Raw genomic sequence first — 23,284 nt, forward strand, 5'->3', positions numbered from 1 at the left:
AACAAGCCAACACGAAAAGTCAAGCACCCGACCGGATTAACGCCCGGACCGTTAATCACGCCCCGACACGCAAGACAGGAGAACGCCCAACCCCGGATTTAAGACCCACGTTTCTTTACTTAACCCCAAAATGTGGGTCTTATTCGCGTGTGTTATTGGCGTGGCGTGGGTCATTTTGAGCGTCCGGCCCATCCTGTCCTGATGCCGAATCCATTCTCGTAAGCGTTGATGCCGGTGGTGGGCAGTTGCACTGCGGTCAAGGTTCCCGGAACCGGCTCGTCGTGCCCCGCACTCTCCGCCTTCTTGGTTTTCCAGTGCTCGGGAATGATGAACGACATGGGATCGGGGTTAGCTGTGAGCATGTACACCGTCCACTCGCAGCAACGCTTCATGTGCATCTCGGACAGTCCTCGGTGATGGTCGAGCATGCGTTTGATTACAGCGTTAACCCCACCTTCCAACTGGTTCGTGGTCGACGGCAGAATCCCACCGTCTCCGACGACAGTGGGATTACAGAACGTGAACAGCATCCCACTGCGATTGAGTCTGGTGAGTCTGAAGTAGGCACGGCGTAACCGTTCATGTGTCCACCACCATTTACGTCCCTTCGCGTGTATGGGATCCTGCCGAGCGGTAGTACGCTCCTTGAGATAGCTGCCGTGTTCACTGTGCCATGTATTGAGAGCCGCAAGCCATGCGGCAGCCTCATCAGCGGTTTTCACTCTGGTGAGCTTGCGAACGAGCCTGAGCAATTCCTGTCCCGCCTTGCTTTTCGGCTTGTTCGTCAAGTCGATGCGAGTGTTGCGTAATACGTGCACGAGGCAACGCTGCACGGGAACTGTTTTCCACCGGGTCTCTACGGCTGCTAGACATCCTTGCCCACCATCACACACCAGCAATCCCGGTTTCTTTATGCCACGAAACAATTGCAGGTATGCCAGTCTCGTCTCTGTGGAGCACCACTGCCATCTCACCGGCCGACCATCCTCGCCGGTCAGGACCAGCAGGCACCAGCCATACGGCACGTACGTGCCATCCACCATCACATACCGGTGGAAACGGGAATCTCCTGGCAACGTCGGCTCCACGTTCCAGCACCACGCGATACGTCTTGAAAACTGCCGGCTCCCGGACAAGCCAAGGGACCTCGCGGCCTCGCTCATGGACTGTTTACCCGTAATCCACGTGAGGAACGCACGGAACTCTGTCATGCGTGTCCGGTCCTCCCGTCTCATGGTCGAACTCAACCGGCATACGTCGCATTTCCAGCGTTGCGTCCCGGCCTTCGTGAATCCCTTCTTACGCATCGACTCATTGCAAACCGGGCATTTCCTCGCCTTTGAAGACTTGCTCCTGCTCATGGAACAAGCCAACCTGAAAAGTCAAGCAACCGAATGGATTAACACTTAGAACGTTAATCACACCCCAACACACAAGACAGGAGAACACCTCACCCCAGATTTAAGACCCACATTTCGTCTATTAACCCCGGAGTTAAGTAAAAAAACGGGTTAAGGGTCAGACGTGGGTCTTAACACCCCAGAAAGTCCTATAGCCCGGATTTGAGCCAGCTGACGGCGATTTGCGTGCGGTCATGCAGTTGCAAGGTGGCGAGGATTCGACTGATGGTTCGTCGTATCGTCGCGGGTTCCAGTACCAGTTTGCGGGCGATTTCCTCGTTGGTCATACCTTCCGCGATCAGGGAGCATATCTCGCGTTGGCGCGGCGGCAGAGCCGCAAACGAATCCCGTAGCTTCTGCTGTTCGCGGCCCGCTGCGGGTCTGGGCATGCCGTGTTCGAGAATCTGCCGGGTGATGCGTGGCGTGACCACGGCGTCTCCGTTCGCTACCGCGTGAATCGCGTCCTTGACGGCTGCGGCACTGGCGTCTTTGAGCAGGAATCCGCTGGCTCCCGCGTCCAGCCCGCCGTATGCGTAGTCGTCCTCGTCGTATGTGGTGAGGATCAGCACGTGAATGGCGGGCCATCGGCGGGTGATTTCCCAGGTCGCGGTGATGCCGTCCATCACGGGCATGCGCACGTCCATGAGCACCACGTCCGGCAGCGGGCCTCCTTCCGATTCCAGTCGTTCGATTTCCGCGATGGCCTGCCGGCCATCGCCCGCCTGGGAGACGATCGTGATGTCGCTTGCCTTGCCAAGCATGAGTTTGTAGCCGAGCCTCGCGTATTGCAGGTCATCGACCAGCATGATGTTCGTCATCCACGTCACCCCTTTCCCTTGTCGGCCGGACGGACGTCAGCATCGCGGTCACCCGCCAGACACCGGTTTCCGCCCCGTCCGGCCCGTAGCGGAGGGATCCTCCGGCTCGGGCGAGGGCGTCCGCGATCCGCGCCAGACCGGTGCCTCCGGCATCATCGGAAGGCTTGGGGAGGTTCGTCGATCCGTCGTTGGTGATGGTCGCGATCATGCTTCCATCCGTCGCGTGATCCCATGAGACATTCAGGTGCGCGAGACCGGGCGCATGGCGTACCGCGTTGGTGACGGCCTCGCGGGTCACCCGGAAGCACAGGTCCGCCTGATCGGGATCCTCACTGCGTCGGCCGGTCTCGGTGAATGTGGCGATCACGCCGGAGACCCGTACGTGCGCGAGCACCGGCCGGATGTCGTCCCATGTGTAACGACTCTCCGATTCTCCGATCGCGTAGTGATTCATCTCGTATGGTCGCGTGTCGCTGGTGACCGTCGGGGTGCCGGGCAGGTCCGTGTCGGTGGCGGTCAGGGCCCGTAAGGCGTGCCGGGTGTCCTGCAGGCCGCTTTTGGCGATGTCGCGGATCGCGTCGATGGCCTGCATGATCTCCGGTTCCACGTCCCGGCCGTCCAGCTGTTCGGCCAGTCCTTGGGCCAGGGTGATGATGGTGGTCAGGTCATGGCCGACGCTGTCGTGCATCTCGCCGACGATGCCGCTGCGTTGCACGGCCGCGTCCCGTTGCCGGGCGAGCATGTCCGCGCGCAGACGCTCGTCGTGTTCGCGTTGGATCGCGAGGGCGGACAGGCGGCGGTTGCGGACCGCATAGCCCAACACGCCGATGACCATCATAGGGAGCATGCCGGGCAGCACGTCAAGCCAGATCGACCATCCGGCCTGACGCCAAGCGTCCCCGGCGAACGCCTGACTGCCCAGCACCATACAGGAGACAAGCCCGAAGCACAGGACCCGCAAATCACCGGCGACGGTCATGATCAACGCCCAATAGGCGATCATCGGCATGATCGGAGCCCATTCGCCCACTCCAGCCAGATCCAGCAGCAACGCGGGGACAAGCACCCCGGCCATCACCCATTCGGGTCTCTCGTACCGCCAGACCAGCGCGATGCCGCCGGCAAGGACGGCCGCCGCCAGCAGCATGAACACGATCGGCGTGTGCATGGCCCAATACGAGTGATCCGACGGGACGGAATCACGCTTGGTGGCCCACAGCATGCGAAGCATGAACAGCGTGACCGCGGCGGGAAGCCCATAGACCAGCATGCCACCCGGTTTCCTCAATTCCAACGGAGCATCGCCCATATCCCGTATCCTCGGCTCACGGTCAGACATACGCGCATGCGTATCCGCTCGGCGCTTATTCTCCCGCCGCATGCGCGATGACGACCGTCGGCGGTGTGCGTATGCCACGTTGCGCGGTGATCCACGAGCCGAGCATCGCCATGACGGCAAGAACGAGAACGACCACGAGCCACGGAATCCACGGCATGCCGAATACCAGCACATCGAACGACAGCCAGATGCCGATGGAGAACGAGACGGATACGAGCAGGCTGGGGACGAACGCGATCAGGGACGAGGTGGCGACCGTCATAAGCCCGTCCAATGCGGCAATGGCGTTGAGCTGACCCTGGGTTCCACCGCTGACGGACACCAGCGCGAGGTCGAGCTCCCGTCCCCGCTGGGCGATCAGATAACCCGAACACACCGCCGTCAGCACCAGGACCAGCGACGTGCCGATCAATGCTAGGATACGGGCGAAACCGGGCACCTCCACCGTCGGTGTTCCGGCGGGGAGCAGCCGCGTCCACGCGGTGATGGTCGCGGTGAGCGACTCGTATGACATGAGCAGCGTCAAACCGGCGGCCAAGGGAATGATGGTGGACGAGGACGCGCACACCCTGGCCCGGGTCTGCTGGCATGCGATACGCCATGCCGGCCAGGGAAGACATGCCACCGTCGTCCACGCGCGAACCGTCGCCGACAGCACGGCCGGGCCGGCAAGACAGACGGAGACGGTGAACAGCAGCATCGCGATCATGCTGCCATACGCCAGCGGCGACATGGACGAAAACGTGACCTGCACCGACATCCGCGCCATCGACGTCTTCCGCACATTCAGCAGACCGGCCGCCAATGAGACTAGTGCCCCGGCGAACATGATCCAAGCAAGGACGAGCCGGGGCGCGCCGACCGTTTTCGGAGGATCCGACGCCTCGCGCAACGCCTCGACCGGCGATATGCCGCCAATCGCACGCACCGTCAACAGCGAGCCGACCAAGGCCATCGCGAAACCGAAGACGACGCCGCAACCCCACGCCAGCAGCATGCCCGTCACATCCTGAGGCAGGAACGGCAATCCGTCCGCCTCCAACTGCCGGGTCGCGAACGGGTAGAGCCCCCGTGCCAACGCCGGCGAGACGACAAGCGAGACGACCGTGGCGACGACATCCAACAGAAGTACCTGCATGCAGACGCGCAACGTCAACTGTCCGGGAGTGGCGCCCTGCAACGCGATCAAGGCGAGGGCGCGGCGGCGCTGACGGATGGCCGAGGAGACCACCAAAAGCACCATGAGCATGCCCACGATGACCATCGGCACCAGAGGAGGACCGCTCAACTCCATATAGAACATCACCGCCCTGTCGTGCAACCCCGGAACCGCCATAGCCAGCCTCGCGTTCGACAGCATGACCATCACCATGCCCGACACACACTGCACCACGGCCAGCAGCAACAGCACCGCACCCCACACGACAGTCGCATCCCTGAAATCACGCAGCAGCCCACGCATCAGATCGCCTCCCGCCCATCAAGACCGGACGAATCGGAACCGACCTCGGCCAACACACCGTCACGCATCCGCACGACGCGATCGCACCGGGCCGCGACCTCGGGACTGTGCGTGACCATGACCACCGCATGACCGGGACGATCCGCGAAAGCACGCAGCTCATCGACCACGCGCCCGCCCGACTCGGTATCCAGCGCGCCGGTCGGCTCGTCGGCGAACACGATCTCGGGATCCGCGACCAGCACGCGGGCCAACGCCACACGCTGCTGCTCGCCGCCCGACAGCAACGTCACATTCTGCCTGCGCAACCCGAGAATCCCCAGACGGTCAAGCAGCCCGACCGCGCGATCCCACGGAAATCTCACGCCGCGCAGCGTGAACGGAAGCCTGAGATTGTCCTCCACGCTCATCGAAGGCACCAGATTATACGACTGGAACACAAACCCCAGATGATCACGCCGGAACCGCGCCGACCGCGCACGGCTCATACGGGTCACCTCCTGTCCCAGCACCCGCACCGAACCGTCGGAAACGGACTCCAACCCCGCCAGACAATACATGAGCGTGGACTTGCCCGAACCGGACGGCCCCACAATCCCCGTCATCTGACCCCAACCGGCAATGAAATCTACATGCCTCAGCACCGGCACCGTCTCACCCCTGCGCGGCTCGAAACTCTTCGAAACCCCCTCGGCCACAACCGGAGCCAACGCCATCGCATCGCTCCCCGTTCCTCTTAAATGCCGAATCATCATCCACCTTCCTCACCTGCGTATCGGACTTTTGATACCCACTCTCCATCGAGGGGACAATGAGCAGCAAGAAGACGCACGAAAATGTCATCTAGAGATGACGCATGAAACGGTTTTGCTGCGGACACTCTCCGGCAGAGGGCTTTCACAGTCCGTGAAGGTGCCGTGCGGCCCAGACGATGAGGCGCACGCGGTTGGTTTGGCCGGTTTTTCTGAGGATGTTGCCGATGTGGGTTTTGACGGTGGACACGCTGACGCCAAGGCGCGCGGCGATCTGCTCGTTGGAGTCGCCTTGGACGATGCGGGCGAGGATGGCGTGTTCCCGGCTGGTGAAATCGGGGAGATCGTTGTTCCCGCTATCCGAGGTCTCGCCGTCATCCGCGGATGCCTTTGCCGTCGTTGACGTTCGGGCGGAAGCGGCGGCGAGGCGCTGGTTGAGGCGGTTCATGGTGGTGGTGTCCATGACGGTGTTGCCCGAGACGGTGGCGCGTATGGCGTCGAGGAACCGTTCGGCGTTGCTGTTTTTGAGGAGGAATCCGCTGGCTCCGGCATCGAGCATGCCGATCGCGTAGGCGTCGGTGTCGTATGAGGTCAGCCCGATGATGTGTGTTTCCGGCAGATCGCGGATGATGGTGCGTGTGGTCTGGATGCCGTCGAGTCCGGGCATGCGTATGTCCATGAGGATCACGTCCGGTTTGGCCTGCCGGGCTGTGCGTATCGCGGTTTCGCCGTCCGTGGCCGTGGCGATGACGCTCATATCGGGCTGCGCGTCGATGATGCGTGCGAATCCGTCGAGGATCAACGTCTGGTTGTCGACCAGCATCACGCGAATGGGCCGTGTCCCGTCCATATTCGTCATCGTCAGCATTGCCATCCTCCTTGCCCGTGCCCGTCAGCAGTTTTGTTCAATGCCGTCGCCAACGGTTCCCGTTGATGGGGCAGCGGCCAGACGGCATCAACCGAACAGAGCCCATCCGTCATGCTGACGGTGGCGTGGCCGTCGTATTGCTCGCATCTCCACCGGATGCCGTCAAGACCGTGCCCATGCCGTTGTCGTTCGTTGGTGTTCGATGATGCCGATGCGCGGGGGAGAGCATCATACGGGTTTTCGCAGTGCAGTCGTATATCGTCGCCGGTGATGGTCAGGGACAGGTCGACGCAGCGGGGTTGCGCGTAGCGCAGCGCGTTGGTCAGGCATTCCTCGGCCACCCGGTATACGGCGTGGGACAGTCCCGTCGGCAGGTACGGCGATTGCGTATTCTCCTGATGCAGGTCGATGACCAGCCCCTGCTTCCGGTATCCGGCGATGAGATCGTCGAACTGGTCGAGCGTGGGTTCCGGCAAGCGGTCTTCTCTCGTGTTGTCGGATAGCAGGGCCCGTAGATCGGCGACGGCCTCTTGCGAGGCTTGGGAGATGTCCGCGAACACCGTGCGCGCTGCGGTGTCGGCGGTGGTCGTTCTGCCGCTTTCGGCTTGTACGGTGATGCCGGTGAGCGTGTGGGCGAGGATGTCGTACATCTCGTGGTTGATGCGCATGCGTTCCTCCAAGACGGCCAGTCGCGCACGCATGTCGCTATCATGTTCGGCCATGATCCGTCGTTCCTCCTCCGTCTCAAGCCTCATGTCCTTGGCGCGGTTGAGCCGGCCCGCCTGCCATGCGGCCAGCATCAGACTGCCCGCGAACAACCCGGCCACGGGCATCGTCCAATCCGAGGAGCGAGCGATCGCCAGATGCAGTGCGAAGGCGGTCACGGGCAACAGGCATGATGCCAGCCCGATCAGCCGGCAACACCTTACCCTGCTGGAACCGCACAGGAACGCGGATGCTATGGCCACGAGCTGGCCGATCAACGTGAACGAACCATAGACCGTCGTGTAGGCGGCGGGAACGGCGACCGCCAATACGGCGAATACGGTGAACCGCCGTCTCATGAACACGATGGAGGCGACGGCCACGCTCGCCCATACCCAATCGCCCATGCCCGCCGCACCGAACAGCATGCACACCAGCACGCCGAACAGGGCGATCGCATCCTCCGTATGAACCTTCATGCCAACGACGTTACCCGTGCCGGTTGGCCGATACCATGATTCGCAATGATGGTTTCCCATTCCTCATTCCACGGGAGTTCATACCTAGGTACCAGGTCGTTCGTACTTCGGTGCCGGTCGAGCGTGAATTGATTCATGCGGATGATATCCCGCACGATTCGGCCCCCGTAGGTTGATTCCTGAAAGGACGTTTCGGCTATCGATCACCGGAACGATTGGAACGCAACAGGAAGGTGCAGACATGACGGACACATGGGGAGCAAACAGCGGCTTGGACGCATATCCGGCTGCCGTGGAGGCGTTTGACGTGCGCAAGACGTACGGTTCCGGCGTGGCCGAGACGGTCGCGGTGGCGGGCATCACGGCCCGGTTCGAGAAGGGCAGGTTCACGGCGATCGTGGGACCGTCGGGGTCGGGCAAGACCACGTTATTGCATCTGCTGGCGGGTTTGGATACGCCGACTTCCGGCCGGGTGGTCATCGATGGCGCGGATATTTCGACGTTGTCGGATGACGCGTTGTCCGATCTGCGGCGTGACCGGATCGGGTTCATCTTCCAGGATTTCAACCTGCTGCCGTATCTGACGGCGGAGCAGAACATCGAACTGCCGTTCACGCTGCGCGGCAGGCAGCCCGACCGGCAGGCCATACGGGGGATCGCACGTGAGCTGGGCATCGAGAACCGGCTCGATCACAAGCCGCAGGAGATGAGCGGCGGGCAACGGCAGCGCGTGGCGGTCGCCCGCGCGCTGGCCGGGAATCCCGCGGTGGTGTTCGCGGACGAGCCGACCGGGGCACTGGACGTGAAGTCGTCGCGCCAGTTGCTGGCGATTCTGCGGGATATGGCGTCGCGGCGCGGGCAGACGATCGTGATGGTCACGCATGACCCGAACGCCGCCGCCTATGCCGACCGGGCGCTCGTGGTGCGCGACGGGCTGATCGCGGCGGACATCGCGCATCCGGTCGCGGTGGACGTGGTGCGCGTGCTCGAGCAAAGCGCCGAACCGGCGAACGCGGAAGCGGGTGCGCGATGATCCGGGTGACGTGGGCGCAGATCAAGCATTCTCCATCCCGACTGCTCGCCGTCCTGTTGGCGGTGGTCCTGTCGGCGGCGATGCTGGCGGGCACGGTCGTGTTCCAAGGCACGTCCACCGCGAGCATGGCCACGGTCACGGCCGCGCCGTTGAAGCCGGTGGACGTCATCATCGATCCCGGCGACGCCGACGCGAAGTCATTGAAGCCCTCGTGGGCCGAGGACGTGCTTGCCAAGGCGCGTGTCAACGACAAGGTGAAGGCGACGGCACCGTATTATGCGGCCACGGTCACCGCATACGGCACGGATGCGCGAGGCACGGCGAACGTGTATTCCGTCGCCCGCGACCCGTCCCTGCGCTGGTTCGGACTGGAATCCGGCGACTGGCCACGGTCCGCCGACCAGATCGTCATCTCGCAGGATACAGCCGACAAGCTCGGCGTGAACGTTGGGGGCACGGTCACGTTGAAATCATCCGACGGGACGAAACATGTGGTGACGGTCAGCGGTGTCAGTGATGTGCGGTTCAAGCCGATGACCGGCACCGACTACGCGATCTACGCCGACCCGACGTACTTCGGCGACGCGACGCCGGGCGAACTGTTCGTCAAACTCAACGACCCCTCCGACATCGATTCGGTCGCCCAACGTCTTGCGACGGCTGCCAGAGCGGATGGCGTCACGGCGGCCACGGGCGCGGAGATGATCCGGCAAGCGTCGGCGATGATGGCCGGCGGCAGCACGCAGCTGACCGTGATCATGGCGGTGTTCGCCGTCATCGCCCTGCTCTGCGCGATGATGGTGATCTCCAGCACCTACCGGACGTTGATCGCGCAGCGCACGCGGGACATCGCCATGCTGCGCCTGATCGGAGCACGCAGAGCGAACATTCGTTCGCTGGTATTGTCCGAAGCGCTGATCACCGCCATAGCCGGCACGATTATCGGCGCCCTGATCGGCATGGGCGGCGGATACGCGGCCATGACGGTGATGGGCCAGGCGTTCGGCGGATTCGCCGCCAACCCGCTCCTGCTGTCGGGAACGCTGCTGCTGACCGTTGCGGCCACGGTATTGACCGCATGGACGACCGTGCGCCACGCCACGCGCATCCCACCCATCCAGGCATTGGACGGAGTGGCACAGCCCGGCAGCGGAAACAACGACGTGAAGGCGGGTGGCAGGACGCATAACGGCAGTGTTCCGCGCATCGTGTTCGGCGCAGTGTGCGCGATCGCCGGCGTCGCGCTGTTATGGATCGGGGCGGCAGGCTTCCACATGCCCGTCGCACTGATTGGCGGACTCGCCTTGGCACTCGGATTGGTACTCGCCCTGCCCGGACTCGTCGCGATGCTCATGCCCGCCATCGGTGCGGTCTTGTCCGTCTGCGGATTGGCGGGCAAACTGGCCGCGGCGAGTCTGACGGCGAACGCGCGGCGCGCGGGCGGCACCGTCACCGCGGTCGCGTTCGGCATCAGCCTGATCGCCGCGCTCTCCTCGGCAGCGGCCACCGGCACCGCCACCATCAACGCCGACCTCGACTACCGCTACCCGGTCAGTGCCGCCCTCTACACGCCGGACGGCAATGCGCTCTCCGACAAGGTCCTGCAGCATGCCAGCGAAATCACCGACGCGCGAGGCTCTTACCCGATACGCACCATCGCCATCGACCAAACGCCGGACGGGGCGAAGACCACGCCCCAAGTACTCGACGTCATCCCCGACAAGGCCGCCGCCGTCTTTGCCAAGGATGGCCAGTGGCGCGCCAGGGAGGAGAACGGTGTGCCGGTCGCGCTTATCCACCCGCGCTACATGAGCGCCATAGGCATCAAGGAAGGCGACACGCTCACGCTTACCGTCGCCGGCGTTCCCGTCACGGTCAAGGCGCACGCCTCGCAACTCACCGAATCGCCGAAACTCGCGGTCATCATCACCGACGGCCAACTCGCCGCACTGCCTCACGCCGACGCCATCGAACCGGCATTGAAGACCAGCATGATCTGGTTCAAAGCCAAACCCGGCATCGACCGCGCCAAGCTCGCCGGCCAGGTCAACCGGCTGGCCGTGGCCGATCCGAACGCCACGGTCGGCGGTGGCATCGCGGAAAGCAGCGACATCCTCAACGTGCTCAACATGCTGCTCATGCTCTCCTACGCGATGCTCGCCATCACTGTCATCATCAGTCTGACCGGGCTCGCCAACCAGCTCGCGCTGTCCGTCATCGAACGGACCAACGAGATCAGCATGCTGCGCGCGCTCGGCACCAGACGCGGCGTAATCCGCACGGAGATCGCCATCGAAGCGCTGACCCTGACCATCATCGGCACTCTTATCGGATTGCTCGTCGGCTTGCCGCTCGGCATCGCCGGCGTCAAAGCCCAGATCGGCGGCATGACCAACCAATTCACCACACGACTGCCGTGGACGCAGATCGGCGTGCTCATCCCTGTCATCCTCATAGCGGCACTGCTCGCCGCGGCCATTCCCGCACGCAACGCCACCCGAATACAACCCGCACAAGGCCTCGCCAGCTGAGTGACGATTGTCAATATGACGCTTCTTTCCCAATAAAACAGAAAAACTACTGGCCGGCGCACTCTATCGGCAGCCGTACGGTGACGGTCAAGCCTCCGTGCGAGTTGGCGTGCAGGTTTATGGTGCCGTGGTGGAGTCGGACGATTTCGTCGCAGATGGATAGGCCGAGTCCGTGGTTGGGTGTGCCGTGTCGGTTGCTGATTCTGCTTTCCGGGCCGCGGTTGAACGTGGCGAGCAGTTCCGTCGGATCGATCCCGGTGAGGTCTTTGCCGGTGTTGGAGATCGTGAGCGTCGCATAGTCGCCGTTGTTGTCGTCATGGCCGGTTGCGGTGGTGATGTCGATGCTGCCGCCGGGTATGTTGTGTTGCGCGGCGTTGAGGATGAGGTTCGTGGCCAGTTGGCTGATGAGCATGCGGTCCGCCGATAGTGTTGCGGGCGTGAGCGATGTCGTTACCGTCAGTGGGGCAAGGGCGTCGTGTTCCCTGTCGAGAACGTCCGAGACGATGTCGGCGAGATCGAGGCGGGTGAGGTCCGTGTGGTCGAGGTGTTGGATGCGGGCGAGTTCGAGCAGACGGAGCACGAGCGCCGTTCCGCTGCGGTTGGCGTCGAGCGCCTTACGCACGAATGGGCGGGTCGCATCGTCGAACAGTCCCGCGTCGAGTGGTATTTCGAGGGCGGTCGAGGTGGCGGCGAGAGGGTTCTTCAGTTCGTGGGATGCGTTGGCGATGAACTGTTGCTCGCGTTTGATGGCGTCGTTCAGGTCGTGGAGCATGGCGTTGTAGGCGTTGGCTATGGTCGTGGCCTCGTCGTTGCGTTCCGGGATGCTGACGGCATGGCGTGCGGCCAGTGGCCCGTCCACGTTCGTGATCTGCCTGGCCACCGTGTTGATGCGTTTCTGGCTGTTGGTGGCGATGGTCCAGGTGAGGAGGGCCGCCAGCACGCCGAACGTGAGGATCGGCGCGATGGTCGTGGCGAGCACGAGGTCTCGCGTCCGCCTATCGCCCGCCGTCGCCTTGAGCGACAGTCCGTCTCCCCTGTCCTTGTTGACGTGAATGGACGTGTAGCCGGAATTATCGCCGTCGGGATCGTGCGATGACGGCTGGCGGAGTGACTCGTCCGCGGTGTCGGCGCCCATGCTCGTGTCGATGCCGCCGACCGTTATGGTGGACAGTTGCCGGTCCACGATGAGGAACGTGCCGGTGGTGACGGCGGCCGTCAGCAGCAGGAACGCAATGACGATCATGGCGGTCAGACGGCTTCGCGTCGACCATTGCGACGGGCGGAGAATGTGCGGACGCGGCCGTGGCGCGCGTGCGGCGTGCTGCCGGCTCATGATATGCGGTATCCCTGTCCGGGTATGGTCTCGATGAGGTCCGGGCCGATCTTGGACCGTAGCGTGTACACCGTGCTTTTGACGATGCTTTTCGCATGCGCGTGGTCGTCCTGCCAGACCTCGTCGTACAGCCGGTCGACGCCGACCACCGCGCCGTGCGCCTCCACCAGCATACGCAGCACGGCGAGCTCGCGTTGGCCGAACCGCAATGGTTCACCATTCATGCTGATGTCGCCGGTGCGGAAATCGGCCCGGAAACCATCGCGCACGAACGGTCCCGTATCGGCCAGGCCAAGCCTGCGTCGGACGGCTTCGACGCGGGCGAGCAGTTCCGCGTACGCGAACGGCTTGGTCAGATAGTCGTCCGCGCCCAGTCCCAGGCCTTGCACGATGTCGTCGGTGCGGGATGCGGCGGTGAGCATGAGGATGTGGACGGGATCGCGTCGCGCCCGTAGTCGCCGGCAGATCTCGTCGCCGTGCACGCCGGGCAGGTCACGGTCGAGGATCAGCAGATCCCACCGGCTGCCGTCCAGTTCGTCGATCGCGTCGCGTCCGTCGTAGATGACCGTCGTGTCGAAGCCCTTCATGCGCAGGCCCATGCCGACCACGTCGGCGAGGTTCACGTTGTCTTCGACGACCAGCACGCGCATCGACGTCTCCTTTCCGGTTGGTTGGTTGCGGCACATCATATCGGCCGCGGCGAACGAGGTCGGGAATCGGTCAAAAACGGTCGGAACCGGGTCGAAACCGCCAAAACCCATCGGACCGGCTTCTATGGTGTGTTCCCGTCAAGTCAATGTTCAAACGAAAGGAGCACATCATCATGCTGTCGAAGCGGATGCTGCGCGTGGTTGCTGCCGCCGGTGTGTTGTCGGTGGTGTTGGGTTTGGGGGCGTGTTCGATGCCGGGTTCCGGGAACGCCGGCTCGTCGGATGGGGGTTCCTCCTCGTCTTCGTCGCCTTCCGGATCGTCGTCGTATGAGGCGGAGTTGAAGCAGGCGTTGCAGTCGGCGTCGAGCGATTTCGAGCGCGGGGTGTTGGAGCGCGCGGTCAAGGCGGGCAGGATCAGCGAGTCGGATTACCGCGAGGCGAACGAGAAGTACCAGGAGTGCATGGCCGCCAAAGGCGATGACGTGGAGTTCGACACGGACCAGTCCACCGGGTTGATGCAGGAGCACATGAACACGGACGATAATTACGATTCGGCCAAGGCGAACGAGGACAGCATGGCGTGCGCGAAGGGCACGAACCTGCAGATCCGCGACCTGTACGAGCGGATGGTGCAGAACCCGTCGAACGCGGACGAGATCGAACTTGTCGTGGGGTGTCTGAAACGACGCAAGCTGGTGCCTGATTCGTTCACGAAGCAGGATTACCTGACCGAGATGGGCAAGCCCGAGGGGTCGTCGAAGCTGGACACGTCGTCGGACGCGTTCTCCCAGTGCCTGGCGAACCCGGGCAAGTAGAGGAGGGGTGATGCTCGTGTTTCGATCGGGAAAGAACAGCGCCCGCACGCGTCGGCGGGTGAACGGCGCGGGGTTCGTGGCGGCGTGCATGGCCGCGTGTCTGGCGGCGGGCATGGGCCTGGCCGTGGGGTTGGAGCGGACGGCGACGCCGCCGTCCCTGTCGGCTTCCACGGATGCGGGGAGTCTCGCGTTGGGGTCGGAGGAGTTCGACGACGCGCGTTCCCTGAACGTGGACGTGACGGCGTCGCCGGCCAGCGGGGTCGCGTTCCCGGTGTCGGGCAGGGTCACGTTCGCGTCGTGTCCCGCGGACGGGGTGGTGCGTTCGGGGTCGCACGAGTACGACGTGGACGGCACGTCTCTGGTGAGCCTGCACACGGACACGCCCCTGTATCGTGATCTGGCGTACGGGGACAAGGGCGACGACGTGACGGCGTTGCAGGACGAGCTGGCCGCGCTCAGCTACGGCGGCTCTCGGTCGGGCGTGTTCGACTGGGCCACGTGGGACGCGTGGCGGCGCCTGTACGCGGCGAACGCCGGCACGGCCGCGGCGGCGGCCCGAGTCCAGCAGGGCGCGTTATCCCGCGCGTTGGCGGTGTGGTTGCCCGCGCAGGCGATGAGCGTGTCGTGCGCGGCGTCGCTGGGTTCGACCGTGACCGGCGATTCGACGGATTCGCCCGCGTTCCGCGGCCTGGCCGGGGTTGCGTCGGTCAAGGCCGCGTCCCTGCCGGACGGCCGCATCCAGGGCGATCGCGTGGTCGAGATCAACGGCAAGGACTATCCCATCGGCGACGACGGCATCGTGTCGGACACGGCCGCGTTGCAGGCGATGGCGGGATGGTCCACGTACACGGGCGCGCGCAAGGACGGCGAGGACACTACGAGCGTGACCGTGACCTACAAGCTCAAAAAGCCGATCGGCGTGTACTCGGTGCCCGCGTCCGCCCTCACCGGGCTCAAGGGCAGCGACGGATGCGTGGTGGCGACCGACGGCACGAGCGTCAAGGCGCACGTGGCCGGCAGCTCATTGGGTCGCACGCTGGTCACGATCGACGGCAAGGCTCCCGCGCGCATCAAGGCCGATCCGGGACAGGCGGCGTGCGATGCGCGTTGACCTCGACCACGTCGGCCACCGGTACGCCGACGGTCCGCTCCTGTTCCACGATCTGACCGCGAGCCTCACGCCCGGGCACGTGTACGCGTTGACCGGGCCGAGCGGCGCGGGCAAGTCCACGCTGCTCGGCATCATCGCCGGCTGGACCACGCCCGCCGCAGGCCAAGTGACCCGACAGGGCATCGAATCGATGCGCTGGATCTTCCAGAACCCGCACGGCGTGGCCCAACGCACCGCGATCGACCACGTCAGCCTGCCCCTGCTCGCCAAGGGGCTCCCGCGCCGCGAGGCCGAGGAACAGGCGCGCACGCTCATGGACCGGTTCAACCTGACCCGGGTCGCCGACCGCAGGTTCGCGGAACTGTCCGGCGGCGAGGCCCAGCGCCTCATGCTCGCCCGCGCGTTCGCGGCCCAGCCATCGCTCATGCTCGTGGACGAGCCCACCGCCCAGCTCGACATGCACACCGCGGCCACGGTCAGCGAATCACTCTCCCGTATCGCCCGCAACGACACGATCGTCGTGGTCTCCACCCACGACCCGAACACGCGCGACGCGTGCACCGACATCATCGATTTGAAGAACTACCAATGAACCACACCACGATGAAAGCAACCTCCGTCATCTCCGAGGCATGGCGCTCCATCACCAGCGGCGCCGCCCGCCTCGCCCCGGCCGTCCTCGCCCTGGCCCTGACCGCCGCCGGCATGGGCGTCATGGACATCGCCGCCGGCTCGGCCATCCTTAATCAGGCAAGCGCATACCGGCAATCCGGGGCCGACATCCTCGTGCTCAACGCGTCCGACGGCATCGACGCGGCATCCTGCGAACGCCTCACCAGCCTCACAGGCGTCCAGGCCGCCGGCGCGATCCGTACGACGGACCCGCTCACCCTCGCCGCACTGCCCGACACCACCACACCCCTCTACCAGATCACCCCGGGACTGGCCAGACTCCTCGACACGAAACAGGACACGAACACGACCGGACTGATCGCCTCCCAACAAGTCGCCGAAACGCTCGGCACCTCCACCGGCGGCACGATCGGCCTCGCCGACGGGCGCACCGCGCACGTCAAAGGCGTCTACCAATACCCCGACGACGGACGCACCCCCGGATACGCGTACGCGCTCATGGAGGAAACCCCCGCCACCGGCACGTTCGACGCCTGCTGGGCCAAGACCTGGCCGCAAACCAGCCAGACACGCAACGCCCTCTGGTCCGCCCTCACCCCGAACGCGAAAACCACCGGCGGCGACGCACCCACCCTCGGCCAGCTCAACACCACCAAAGGCGACGGCTTCGACGGACAAACCCTCTACCGGCAACGCTCCACACGCATCCTACCCGCCTGCGGCGCGCTCATCGCCCTCGCCATCGGATACCTCCTCATACGCGGCCGCCGGCTCGAAATCGCCTCCGCACTGCACTGCGGCGTCCCCAAACCCGCACTCGCCACGCAGATCATCATCGAAACCGGCATCACCATCCTGCTCGCCACCGCCATCAGCCTGCCCATCGACATGACCGCCGCCAGACTCCTCATCGACACCACCGACCGAACCGCCATCACCCTCAACGCCATACAAACCACCATCACCACCAACACCGCCTACCTGCTCGCCACCACCATCACCACCCTCCACATCAAGGAACGACACCTCTTCACCTACTTCAAAGAACGCTGACAGGTTAGGTTCCGGAGCCTCCCTCTCCTCGTGGTTTGCGGGGATTGTTTTGGCGAGCGCGTCGTGCCGGTTGCCGCGCTATGATCGTTGCCACGAGACCGGCTCCTGGTGGTGGTCGCCTGACATTGCACTGAACTGAGTGGAGGGCGTAGCCATGCTTGATGATGCCGGGTACTGGTCGATGATTCGTGGAGCCGGGTATGGCCCGATGCAGGAAATCCTGATGCAGGAGGCGGGAACCCTACACACCGTGACTGGCGTTGCGGGCGTAACCCTCACCTCTCAGCTCATGCTCGCACTGGATGGAGTCCTCAGTATGGACGAGGGGGAGGCGTGCCGGATCGCGCCGCCCGACGAACCGAACCCGCTCCTCGCCATCCTGCGTGGAATGAGCAACAGGGCAGGCACCGGCTCCGAGGGCGAGAAGGTTCTGCTGCTCCTCATGAGCCGTCATGACTGGAATGGTCTGGACCTCGCGGTGCCGATCCGCCCGGCGTTCACGGACGCGGATTCGTGGTGCGCGTGGCTCATGGCGAGCATCACGGCCTACTGGAACGAGTGGAATGACCGCCGCTACCCGATGAGCGTCGAACTTGACGCGCTATGCGCGGTGCTGCGGGAACCGGTCGGTAACGATACTCGTAGGATACTCGGTCCGCCCGCGTACCGCATCATGCGTGAATGGCAATCCCTCATCTCCACCAAGCTCGGGGTACTGGAGGACATGCGTGAGTACCGGCGACGGAACCCAAGGATCCGGAAACGCTGGTGAACGATACCCGACGCGCGGCATGGGCAAGTCGGGCAATGCCCCCCGGCATCGGGGCCATCACTGATGGAACCGTCGGCGGTGCCGGTCGTCAAATCACTACTAGGAAAGGGGAAGAGCGGGCGCTGGTGGTGGCGGTTTTCCCCGGGCCCGTCATTCCCTCGAACAATACATCCCTGATGCTCAAGACCACTTGCGACCGCGCCCTTCCTTGTTCCACTTGCATTGCTCCTCGGCTTCTTGCTTCTTCGTTCGTCCTGTTCTGTGGTTGGTCTTCCCACTGGTTGCCCGGCAAGGAGAAGGGCGCCCCACACCGGTGTGGGGCGCCGTTTTTGGGTTTTGCAAAGTCTCGCAAAGCAAACCTGTTGGTTTTTGACTCAATTTATATATGTCTATTCGCTATGTGCGTGGTGGTCTCCTCACTGATCTGCTGCTCGTGCCGCCACCTCGTCCCTCGCTTCATCGGGTTCCCCGCGCCGGTGGCTCCTCCGGCTGCCGGGTCTGGGATGCTGGCATACGTGGTTGGGCGTGCGGGGAGGTCCAGCGAGCGCCACTCCTCGTATTGATGTTGCTCGTCTGGCGTGAGGTCGGCGGGGCTGGTGGTGAGGATTCGTCCGTCGTGGATGGCGTCGGTGCCTTGGTGGTGGATGCTGATGGCCTGCTCGGGTGTGAGGATTCCCGCTGTGACGTAGCGGGTGAGGTGCTCTGTATCGGTAAGGTCCTGCATGGTGAGGCGTGGTTCGATTTCGGCTCGTGCGGTGATGAGGAGCAGGTCGGGTATGGTCAGGTGATTCCATACGGTGATGGTTCTCGGGTCGGCTCCGGTTTCGTCGAGGTATCGGTGTGTTTGGACGAGACCGCCGCGCAGGTCGCCCCTCACGTACGTGTCGAGGATGGCCGCGTACGCGGTGAGGTATGAGCCGTCCGTAGCGCGTGTGGGGACCCCGGCGTTGGCGAGCGCGTCGTTCACGCTGAGCATGAGCGTGGTGGGGCCGGGCGTAACGTCGAGCATGAGCCGCGCGTTCAGGCTGATGATGGAGCCGAGCGCCATGAGCTTCGGGTCGGGGAGTATGCTGCTCCTTCCGGTTCCGCTGGACATTGTTTTCTCCTTGATTCGTGGTGCGTTGTGCTGCTGTTGTGCGGATATTTTCGGTGTTGGCGAGCGCCTTGGCGGCGCTCGTGCTGACTTTGACTCGTTCATATTCGATGTTCTTTCCTATTGGAGGATTGTGAGGTGTTCCGATGGCTGGATGGTGGATGCTGGAAAGCTGTCCGGTGAGGCTGGCGCGTGGCTCGACGGGTTGAATGGTCGTGTACGCGTCGCGGCCCGTGGACGGCTCATGATTCCCGGCATCGGTGATTGAATGAGTGTTCAGACGCATCGGATGAAGCGCGAACCCACGTCGGAGGAGTCGCGGCTCATCGATGCGATGAATGGGAAGTCGTTGCCGTGGTGTCGTGAGGCTGCGTTCCGTGCGTACTACGGGTCGGTGCGTGTGGACTACATGATGGCGAACTACGCGAAGGGCAAGAAGGAGGCGAACGCGCATGACTTCCTGCTCCTTTTCGATGAGGTTCTCCACGATGTGCAGTCCATCCCGGTCAAGTCGGTCACGGGGGAGGCGCGTAGCCGATACGGCATGGCCTACTTCCGTAGCCTCGTCAGGAGCGGTGTGCTCACGGAGCCGGATAAGCGGCTGTTGGTGGAGCATGGTGTTCCGGAGCGTTGGCTCACGATTCCCGGGGTGCCGTTCAGACGAAGGAACCGTGGACCGAACGGGCGGGTGAGCCGGCCTCTCAGCGAGGAGGACGTGAAACCGCTACTCGACGAGGGGCGAATCGATACCATCTGGGTCCTCATATGGCAAGGCGTCATCACCAAGGAAGAAATGGAACACGCTCCGCACGTACGGCGCAATCGCCCTCGACCCCGGGGACGGCACCATTCAGGTCCCGCCCGATATGAGCAGGACAGGAGCGCAGGAGTCGCAACAGCCCGACAATGAACGGGAACCCACCGCAGTTGAACGGCCACGCCTCACAAGAAACCGACGAAGGCGGGCGCACAGGGCCAACTACCCGGTGCCCGCCTCGCTATGATCCGAGCCGGAATCGGAACAGAGCAAAACGGAACGCGGCGCTGGTGGTTTGAGGTCTTTCCATGCGGGGTGACGGTCACCGAAAAACCAAGGCCATCAGCGCCAGTTCTTCTCTTCCTTCCCGTTCTCCCCTCCTGATTGTGCGGTCATGTTCCGGCGGGTTCGACGAGGCTGAGTAGGTCGTCGAGGATGGTGGGGTCGTTGCGGAGCGTGACGAGGAGTTCCTGAACGGTGGCGGTCCTCGCGTCCTGCCCCGCTTCCTCCTCCTGGCGCTCCTCGGTTGCCGGTTCCTCCTCGTCTTCGGTGTCGTCGGTCGGGCATGGTCCGGCGAGGTCTTTCCTGCTTGGTCGGTGTTCCGGCTGGTCGGCCAGCGGGTTCGCGGTGCCGGGTGTGTGGAGGCGTCGAGGCAGTCCCGTGTCGTCCACCGCCGCGAGGCCGTGCTCGGCGAGGAGCAGCCGGTCCTCTTCGCCGATGGCCTGGCCGTGGAGGAGCCGGTCGAGGTTGTCGGTGTCCCACACGGATTCCGTGGTGGGGAACGCGGGCTCGAGTCCCTGCGCGATGTCGAACGTGTGGAGCACGTCGTTGATGCACGCGCCATACTGGTCCCTGCGCTTCAGGTCCGCTGGTTTGAGGAACCGCTGACGGTAGCCTTCGAGGCTCGCGCGCCTGGAGAGGACGGGTCCACGGCACATGCCCCGCACGAGGTCGCGTGCCGCGCCACGGCTCCCCTCGGGGATGACGGGGTTGGCGAGGATCGAGACCCAATCGCCCAGCGCCGCCCAGTTGGACAGCGCGGCGTTCGCCCAGCCCCGCACGCGCTGGTTCAGCAGCTCCAGCTTGTCCTCGTCGTCAAGCGCCATGCCTGGTTCCCCTCCTTCCCCTCGTCGTTCGTGTCAGTGGATGGTGCCGTCCCGGTGCAGCGCGCCCCATCCCTTCGCTTGGATGGCGAGTCGTTCCTCGCGGGTGATGAACCGGTCCTCCTCCATGTACTGAAGTAGCTGGTGGTCGGGGTGCGCGTTCGCGAGGAGATCGACGGTGATGCTGCCGATGGATTCCCCATCGTTGTAGGCGCCAAGGCTGATGCACCTACCCCTGTCGTCGCCCTGCGGGTGGGCGCGCCACACGAGCCTGCGCAGGAACAGGAGGTTGCTGGGCTTGTCGCGCAGCACGTCCTTGTAGATCGTGCCCGGTGTGCCGAGCTTTGCAGCCTCGGTGATGAGGTCGTCAAGACCGTCGCGCATCCTCGCCCATCGCTTCGAGCCGGGCAGCTTGCCGGAGAACAGCTGCGCCGCGCGCGACGAATCCCATGCGTCGAGCACCGAATCGATGCGCTCGACCTTCTCCTTGTCCATGTACCCGCAGGCGCTGAGGAACCGGTAGGCCTTCGTGCCCTTCTGGACCTGCTGGATGAGCTTCAAGCCCAGCGCGCCAAGACCACGATCCGCGTCGTACCCGCGCTGCGGGTCGCAGGAGGCGAGCAGCGCTTCAAGCTGCCTCGATGCCCTGTCCATGAGGCACTGGTTCACGGCGGCGCGCGCCACCTCGTCCCTCTTCGCGGTCATGCCCGTCCCATACCGATGATTCATCTCTTCTGCTTCCTTCCCGCCATCCGTGGCGTTGTGCTCCAATCGCCGAACCCGGCGATTCCCCGTCGCGGGCCGTTCCCGCAACCGATGCCCCCATCATCCGGCGAACGGACAAGTGCCACGGAACAGGCAAAACCAAAGAAGTGATGGAACTGTGAAGAGTGGACGCGAACCCCAAGTGGGACAGGGGAAGGGCAGGTGCTGGCGCTGGTGGTCTTGGCTATCCAGGGCGATGGGCGGCGAACGACGCGGACCGCCCCGCGTCGTGACTCGGCGTGCTCCTCGCCGCCGCTCCCTCTCGTGCCTGTCCGTTGGTTTCCGGCGAGAATGATGGTCGTTTTGGTTGGTTTCGGCGGGGTTGCGGTTTCGCCGGTGCGGTGGTACATTGTGCGCACCAATCGGGTGGGGGAATCGAAAAATCATGCGGGGTACCAGGACCCGCGAAAAGAACCGATAGTGTATATTCTGTTCGGTTTGCGGTTTGTGTTCGGGAATGTTCGGTATTGTTCACTTGCTGCGGGGTGCATTTCCGGGGCAAACGGTGCCTGAAAATGAGACGATGGTCGAATGGTGAGACGAGAGGCCGCTTGTCACGGAATCTTCACAAATCATGTTCGGAGCGCACGGAATCGAACGGAAATACACAGAGAACCCATTTCTTCGCCTGTTTTGATTGCGTCAGACTCATCCTGCTGGTCTGACTGTCGATTTGCCCCGCCCATGCGCCATGGAATGGCGATGGAACCGGGTCGAATCATCGCCGATTGAGTTGTATGGCGGGGGAGCTGGGGCGGTCGATGCTCATCGAATCGAGTGTCGGCGGCGTGGTGAATGGCCTCGACGTCCCGTGCACTTTTCCATGACCAGACCAATGGCAGGGCTTTGCGGCATCCATGCAGGAATGCTCGACGGTCGGAACCGTCCGGAGCGTCACCGGCGAGCCGAACCGTGCATCGTCGTATCGTTGACCCGACGGAACGCCGACCGGCTCCCCACGGCGCTCGTATGCGAAGTCCCATGCGAGTCATCCACCACCGTGCCAGTCGGGAGGAGGGGCCGGAACGGCCACGGCCAAGCGCCGCGACGAAGTGCGCGAACCCGCCCCACGTCACTTCCCCATGCGCCGTATTAAGCAGGTGGGGAACCACATCCACCATCCAGACGCACCGCGACGCGCAAGGCCGACCCGGTCCTCGATGATCCGCCTCCATGCAGGCCCCGGCTCCGACCGGATACGCCAATGACGGGAAACAAGGCGGGGAAGGGAAACCCCGCCAAGGCAGCACGCCGATAGGCGAGCGGATAGGGAGGCAGACCATGGGCGAGGCGCTGAGGGAGAACACAAGGAACACGAAGAACGATGAGAAGCGGCAGGACGCCGCCATCGAAGCGCTCGTGGACCGAATCATGCCGAAACCCGCACCGATACCCGACCTGCCCGACGAGGCGGGCGACTACCGCAGGGTCGTGTTTCAGAGCACGCCGGAGCTGAAGAAGCGCTGGGCCGCGACGAGTACAAGGTCATGGTGAACACTAGGACCGGAAACACCGTCACGATGCTTCGCGACGGAACCGTATACAACATCAAACGCAAGGAATGCCGAGACCACCTCATCGAGCACCGTGACCAACACCTCCTCGCCGAAGGCATGGCCGTCACCATGCTTCTGCGCATCGCCAGGCCCGACCTCTACCAGCACAGCACACTACCCGACCTCCCCTTCGACCTGAACGAGGCAAGGGCAAGCCTCGACCTACCTGAATGGAACCCCGACGAGGAGAACCAACAAAACCGCGAAAGCATGACAGAATAGGCGGAAAGACGCGGCGCGGACGGCCTCCGACAAT

General features: G+C 63.8%; 22 protein-coding genes. 10 read left to right on the plus strand and 12 right to left on the minus strand.

From position 1 onward, the window contains the following. Positions 1-170: 170 nt before the first annotated feature. From G1C97_RS10875 to G1C97_RS10905, 7 genes are all read right to left on the minus strand, one after another. The gene (locus G1C97_RS10875; RefSeq protein WP_335341365.1) at positions 171-1,361 is read right to left on the minus strand and encodes an IS1249 family transposase; all 1,191 of its coding nucleotides are present in this window, start codon (positions 1,359-1,361) and stop codon (positions 171-173) included. Positions 1,362-1,549: 188 nt separating this feature from the next. Then, positions 1,550-2,218: a response regulator transcription factor gene (locus G1C97_RS10880; protein ID WP_169241763.1), complete on the minus strand. Its 669-nt coding sequence runs from the start codon at positions 2,216-2,218 to the stop codon at positions 1,550-1,552. Continuing rightward, complete coding sequence (locus G1C97_RS10885) at positions 2,193-3,527, minus strand: sensor histidine kinase (RefSeq protein WP_240951123.1); 1,335 nt, start codon at positions 3,525-3,527, stop codon at positions 2,193-2,195. The genes G1C97_RS10880 and G1C97_RS10885 overlap by 26 nt, the downstream gene beginning before the upstream one ends. A gap of 55 nt (positions 3,528-3,582) precedes the next feature. Next, positions 3,583-5,019: an FtsX-like permease family protein gene (locus G1C97_RS10890; RefSeq protein WP_169241765.1), complete on the minus strand. Its 1,437-nt coding sequence runs from the start codon at positions 5,017-5,019 to the stop codon at positions 3,583-3,585. Next, positions 5,019-5,774 carry an ABC transporter ATP-binding protein gene (locus G1C97_RS10895; protein ID WP_240951124.1) on the minus strand — a complete coding sequence of 252 codons (756 nt, stop codon included), beginning with the start codon at positions 5,772-5,774 and terminating at the stop codon, positions 5,019-5,021. Before G1C97_RS10895 ends, G1C97_RS10890 begins: the two co-directional genes overlap by 1 nt. Positions 5,775-5,916: 142 nt before the next feature. Further along, a complete protein-coding gene (locus G1C97_RS10900) occupies positions 5,917-6,639 on the minus strand; it encodes a response regulator (protein WP_169241766.1) in 723 nt (240 codons plus the stop codon). After that, complete coding sequence (locus tag G1C97_RS10905; protein ID WP_169241767.1) at positions 6,633-7,823, minus strand: sensor histidine kinase; 1,191 nt, start codon at positions 7,821-7,823, stop codon at positions 6,633-6,635. Before G1C97_RS10905 ends, G1C97_RS10900 begins: the two co-directional genes overlap by 7 nt. A 241-nt stretch (positions 7,824-8,064) precedes the next feature. Here G1C97_RS10905 and G1C97_RS10910 point away from each other — a divergent pair, with 241 nt between their 5' ends. Together G1C97_RS10910 and G1C97_RS10915 are read left to right on the plus strand one after the other, a co-directional pair. Beyond that, on the plus strand, positions 8,065-8,856 hold the full coding sequence (locus G1C97_RS10910; protein WP_169241768.1) for an ABC transporter ATP-binding protein: 792 nt from the start codon (positions 8,065-8,067) through the stop codon (positions 8,854-8,856). Next, the gene (locus G1C97_RS10915; RefSeq protein WP_169241769.1) at positions 8,853-11,387 is read left to right on the plus strand and encodes an FtsX-like permease family protein; all 2,535 of its coding nucleotides are present in this window, start codon (positions 8,853-8,855) and stop codon (positions 11,385-11,387) included. Before G1C97_RS10910 ends, G1C97_RS10915 begins: the two co-directional genes overlap by 4 nt. A gap of 46 nt (positions 11,388-11,433) precedes the next feature. Here the strand turns inward: G1C97_RS10915 and G1C97_RS10920 are convergent, their stop codons facing one another. Both G1C97_RS10920 and G1C97_RS10925 read right to left on the minus strand, forming a co-directional pair. Next, on the minus strand, positions 11,434-12,720 hold the full coding sequence (locus tag G1C97_RS10920; protein WP_169241770.1) for a sensor histidine kinase: 1,287 nt from the start codon (positions 12,718-12,720) through the stop codon (positions 11,434-11,436). Further along, positions 12,717-13,481 (minus strand): response regulator transcription factor, encoded by a 765-nt coding sequence (locus G1C97_RS10925; protein WP_240951125.1) that lies wholly within the window; start codon positions 13,479-13,481, stop codon positions 12,717-12,719. The genes G1C97_RS10920 and G1C97_RS10925 overlap by 4 nt, the downstream gene beginning before the upstream one ends. 62 nt (positions 13,482-13,543) lie before the next feature. Between G1C97_RS10925 and G1C97_RS10930 the strand changes: the two genes are divergently transcribed. The 5 genes from G1C97_RS10930 to G1C97_RS10950 all read left to right on the plus strand — a co-directional run bounded on the left by G1C97_RS10930 (position 13,544) and on the right by G1C97_RS10950 (position 17,754). Continuing rightward, positions 13,544-14,185 (plus strand): hypothetical protein, encoded by a 642-nt coding sequence (locus tag G1C97_RS10930; protein ID WP_240951126.1) that lies wholly within the window; start codon positions 13,544-13,546, stop codon positions 14,183-14,185. 10 nt (positions 14,186-14,195) lie between these two features. After that, complete coding sequence (locus tag G1C97_RS12360; protein WP_240951127.1) at positions 14,196-15,296, plus strand: peptidoglycan-binding domain-containing protein; 1,101 nt, start codon at positions 14,196-14,198, stop codon at positions 15,294-15,296. Next, positions 15,286-15,888: an ATP-binding cassette domain-containing protein gene (locus G1C97_RS10940; protein WP_169241771.1), complete on the plus strand. Its 603-nt coding sequence runs from the start codon at positions 15,286-15,288 to the stop codon at positions 15,886-15,888. The genes G1C97_RS12360 and G1C97_RS10940 overlap by 11 nt, the downstream gene beginning before the upstream one ends. Positions 15,889-15,899: 11 nt before the next feature. Then, entirely contained in the window at positions 15,900-16,982 is a 1,083-nt protein-coding gene (locus G1C97_RS10945; RefSeq protein WP_240951131.1) for a hypothetical protein, read from the plus strand. Between the two features lie 139 nt (positions 16,983-17,121). Beyond that, complete coding sequence (locus tag G1C97_RS10950; RefSeq protein ID WP_169241773.1) at positions 17,122-17,754, plus strand: hypothetical protein; 633 nt, start codon at positions 17,122-17,124, stop codon at positions 17,752-17,754. Positions 17,755-18,133: 379 nt separating this feature from the next. Here G1C97_RS10950 and G1C97_RS10955 read toward each other — a convergent pair whose 3' ends face one another. After that, positions 18,134-18,850, minus strand: coding sequence for a hypothetical protein (locus tag G1C97_RS10955; RefSeq protein ID WP_169241774.1), 717 nt, complete (start codon positions 18,848-18,850; stop codon positions 18,134-18,136). 265 nt (positions 18,851-19,115) lie between these two features. On the opposite strand from G1C97_RS10955, the gene G1C97_RS10960 reads away from it, so the two are divergent. Further along, on the plus strand, positions 19,116-19,757 hold the full coding sequence (locus G1C97_RS10960) for a hypothetical protein (protein WP_169241775.1): 642 nt from the start codon (positions 19,116-19,118) through the stop codon (positions 19,755-19,757). A 239-nt stretch (positions 19,758-19,996) separates the two neighbouring features. On the opposite strand, the gene G1C97_RS10965 is transcribed toward G1C97_RS10960, so the two are convergent. Beyond that, positions 19,997-20,710 carry a hypothetical protein gene (locus tag G1C97_RS10965; protein WP_169241776.1) on the minus strand — a complete coding sequence of 238 codons (714 nt, stop codon included), beginning with the start codon at positions 20,708-20,710 and terminating at the stop codon, positions 19,997-19,999. Positions 20,711-20,743: 33 nt separating this feature from the next. Beyond that, a complete protein-coding gene (locus G1C97_RS10970) occupies positions 20,744-21,412 on the minus strand; it encodes a hypothetical protein (RefSeq protein ID WP_169241777.1) in 669 nt (222 codons plus the stop codon). A gap of 1,341 nt (positions 21,413-22,753) precedes the next feature. Here G1C97_RS10970 and G1C97_RS10975 point away from each other — a divergent pair. Both G1C97_RS10975 and G1C97_RS10980 read left to right on the plus strand, forming a co-directional pair. Then, complete coding sequence (locus G1C97_RS10975; protein WP_169241778.1) at positions 22,754-22,966, plus strand: hypothetical protein; 213 nt, start codon at positions 22,754-22,756, stop codon at positions 22,964-22,966. Further along, a complete protein-coding gene (locus tag G1C97_RS10980) occupies positions 22,960-23,250 on the plus strand; it encodes a hypothetical protein (protein ID WP_169241779.1) in 291 nt (96 codons plus the stop codon). Before G1C97_RS10975 ends, G1C97_RS10980 begins: the two co-directional genes overlap by 7 nt. Positions 23,251-23,284 lie beyond the last annotated feature (34 nt).

It is taken from the genome of Bifidobacterium olomucense (assembly GCF_012932375.1).
Taxonomy (GTDB): Bacteria; Actinomycetota; Actinomycetes; order Actinomycetales; family Bifidobacteriaceae; genus Bifidobacterium; species Bifidobacterium olomucense.

Excerpts from the sequence above, each read along its gene's own strand:
- G1C97_RS10875 (WP_335341365.1), bottom strand. The coding sequence starts at position 1,361 with ATGAGCAGGAGCAAGTCTTCAAAGGCGAGGAAATGCCCGGTTTGCAAT.
- G1C97_RS10880 (WP_169241763.1), bottom strand. The coding sequence starts at position 2,218 with ATGACGAACATCATGCTGGTCGATGACCTGCAATACGCGAGGCTCGGC.
- G1C97_RS10885 (WP_240951123.1), bottom strand. The coding sequence starts at position 3,527 with ATGGGCGATGCTCCGTTGGAATTGAGGAAACCGGGTGGCATGCTGGTC.
- G1C97_RS10890 (WP_169241765.1), bottom strand. The coding sequence starts at position 5,019 with ATGCGTGGGCTGCTGCGTGATTTCAGGGATGCGACTGTCGTGTGGGGT.
- G1C97_RS10895 (WP_240951124.1), bottom strand. The coding sequence starts at position 5,774 with ATGATGATTCGGCATTTAAGAGGAACGGGGAGCGATGCGATGGCGTTG.
- G1C97_RS10900 (WP_169241766.1), bottom strand. The coding sequence starts at position 6,639 with ATGCTGACGATGACGAATATGGACGGGACACGGCCCATTCGCGTGATG.
- G1C97_RS10905 (WP_169241767.1), bottom strand. The coding sequence starts at position 7,823 with ATGAAGGTTCATACGGAGGATGCGATCGCCCTGTTCGGCGTGCTGGTG.
- G1C97_RS10910 (WP_169241768.1), top strand. The coding sequence starts at position 8,065 with ATGACGGACACATGGGGAGCAAACAGCGGCTTGGACGCATATCCGGCT.
- G1C97_RS10915 (WP_169241769.1), top strand. The coding sequence starts at position 8,853 with ATGATCCGGGTGACGTGGGCGCAGATCAAGCATTCTCCATCCCGACTG.
- G1C97_RS10920 (WP_169241770.1), bottom strand. The coding sequence starts at position 12,720 with ATGAGCCGGCAGCACGCCGCACGCGCGCCACGGCCGCGTCCGCACATT.
- G1C97_RS10925 (WP_240951125.1), bottom strand. The coding sequence starts at position 13,481 with ATGGGTTTTGGCGGTTTCGACCCGGTTCCGACCGTTTTTGACCGATTC.
- G1C97_RS10930 (WP_240951126.1), top strand. The coding sequence starts at position 13,544 with ATGCTGTCGAAGCGGATGCTGCGCGTGGTTGCTGCCGCCGGTGTGTTG.
- G1C97_RS12360 (WP_240951127.1), top strand. The coding sequence starts at position 14,196 with ATGCTCGTGTTTCGATCGGGAAAGAACAGCGCCCGCACGCGTCGGCGG.
- G1C97_RS10940 (WP_169241771.1), top strand. The coding sequence starts at position 15,286 with ATGCGCGTTGACCTCGACCACGTCGGCCACCGGTACGCCGACGGTCCG.
- G1C97_RS10945 (WP_240951131.1), top strand. The coding sequence starts at position 15,900 with ATGAAAGCAACCTCCGTCATCTCCGAGGCATGGCGCTCCATCACCAGC.
- G1C97_RS10955 (WP_169241774.1), bottom strand. The coding sequence starts at position 18,850 with ATGTCCAGCGGAACCGGAAGGAGCAGCATACTCCCCGACCCGAAGCTC.
- G1C97_RS10960 (WP_169241775.1), top strand. The coding sequence starts at position 19,116 with ATGAGTGTTCAGACGCATCGGATGAAGCGCGAACCCACGTCGGAGGAG.
- G1C97_RS10965 (WP_169241776.1), bottom strand. The coding sequence starts at position 20,710 with ATGGCGCTTGACGACGAGGACAAGCTGGAGCTGCTGAACCAGCGCGTG.
- G1C97_RS10970 (WP_169241777.1), bottom strand. The coding sequence starts at position 21,412 with ATGACCGCGAAGAGGGACGAGGTGGCGCGCGCCGCCGTGAACCAGTGC.
- G1C97_RS10975 (WP_169241778.1), top strand. The coding sequence starts at position 22,754 with ATGGGCGAGGCGCTGAGGGAGAACACAAGGAACACGAAGAACGATGAG.
- G1C97_RS10980 (WP_169241779.1), top strand. The coding sequence starts at position 22,960 with ATGGTGAACACTAGGACCGGAAACACCGTCACGATGCTTCGCGACGGA.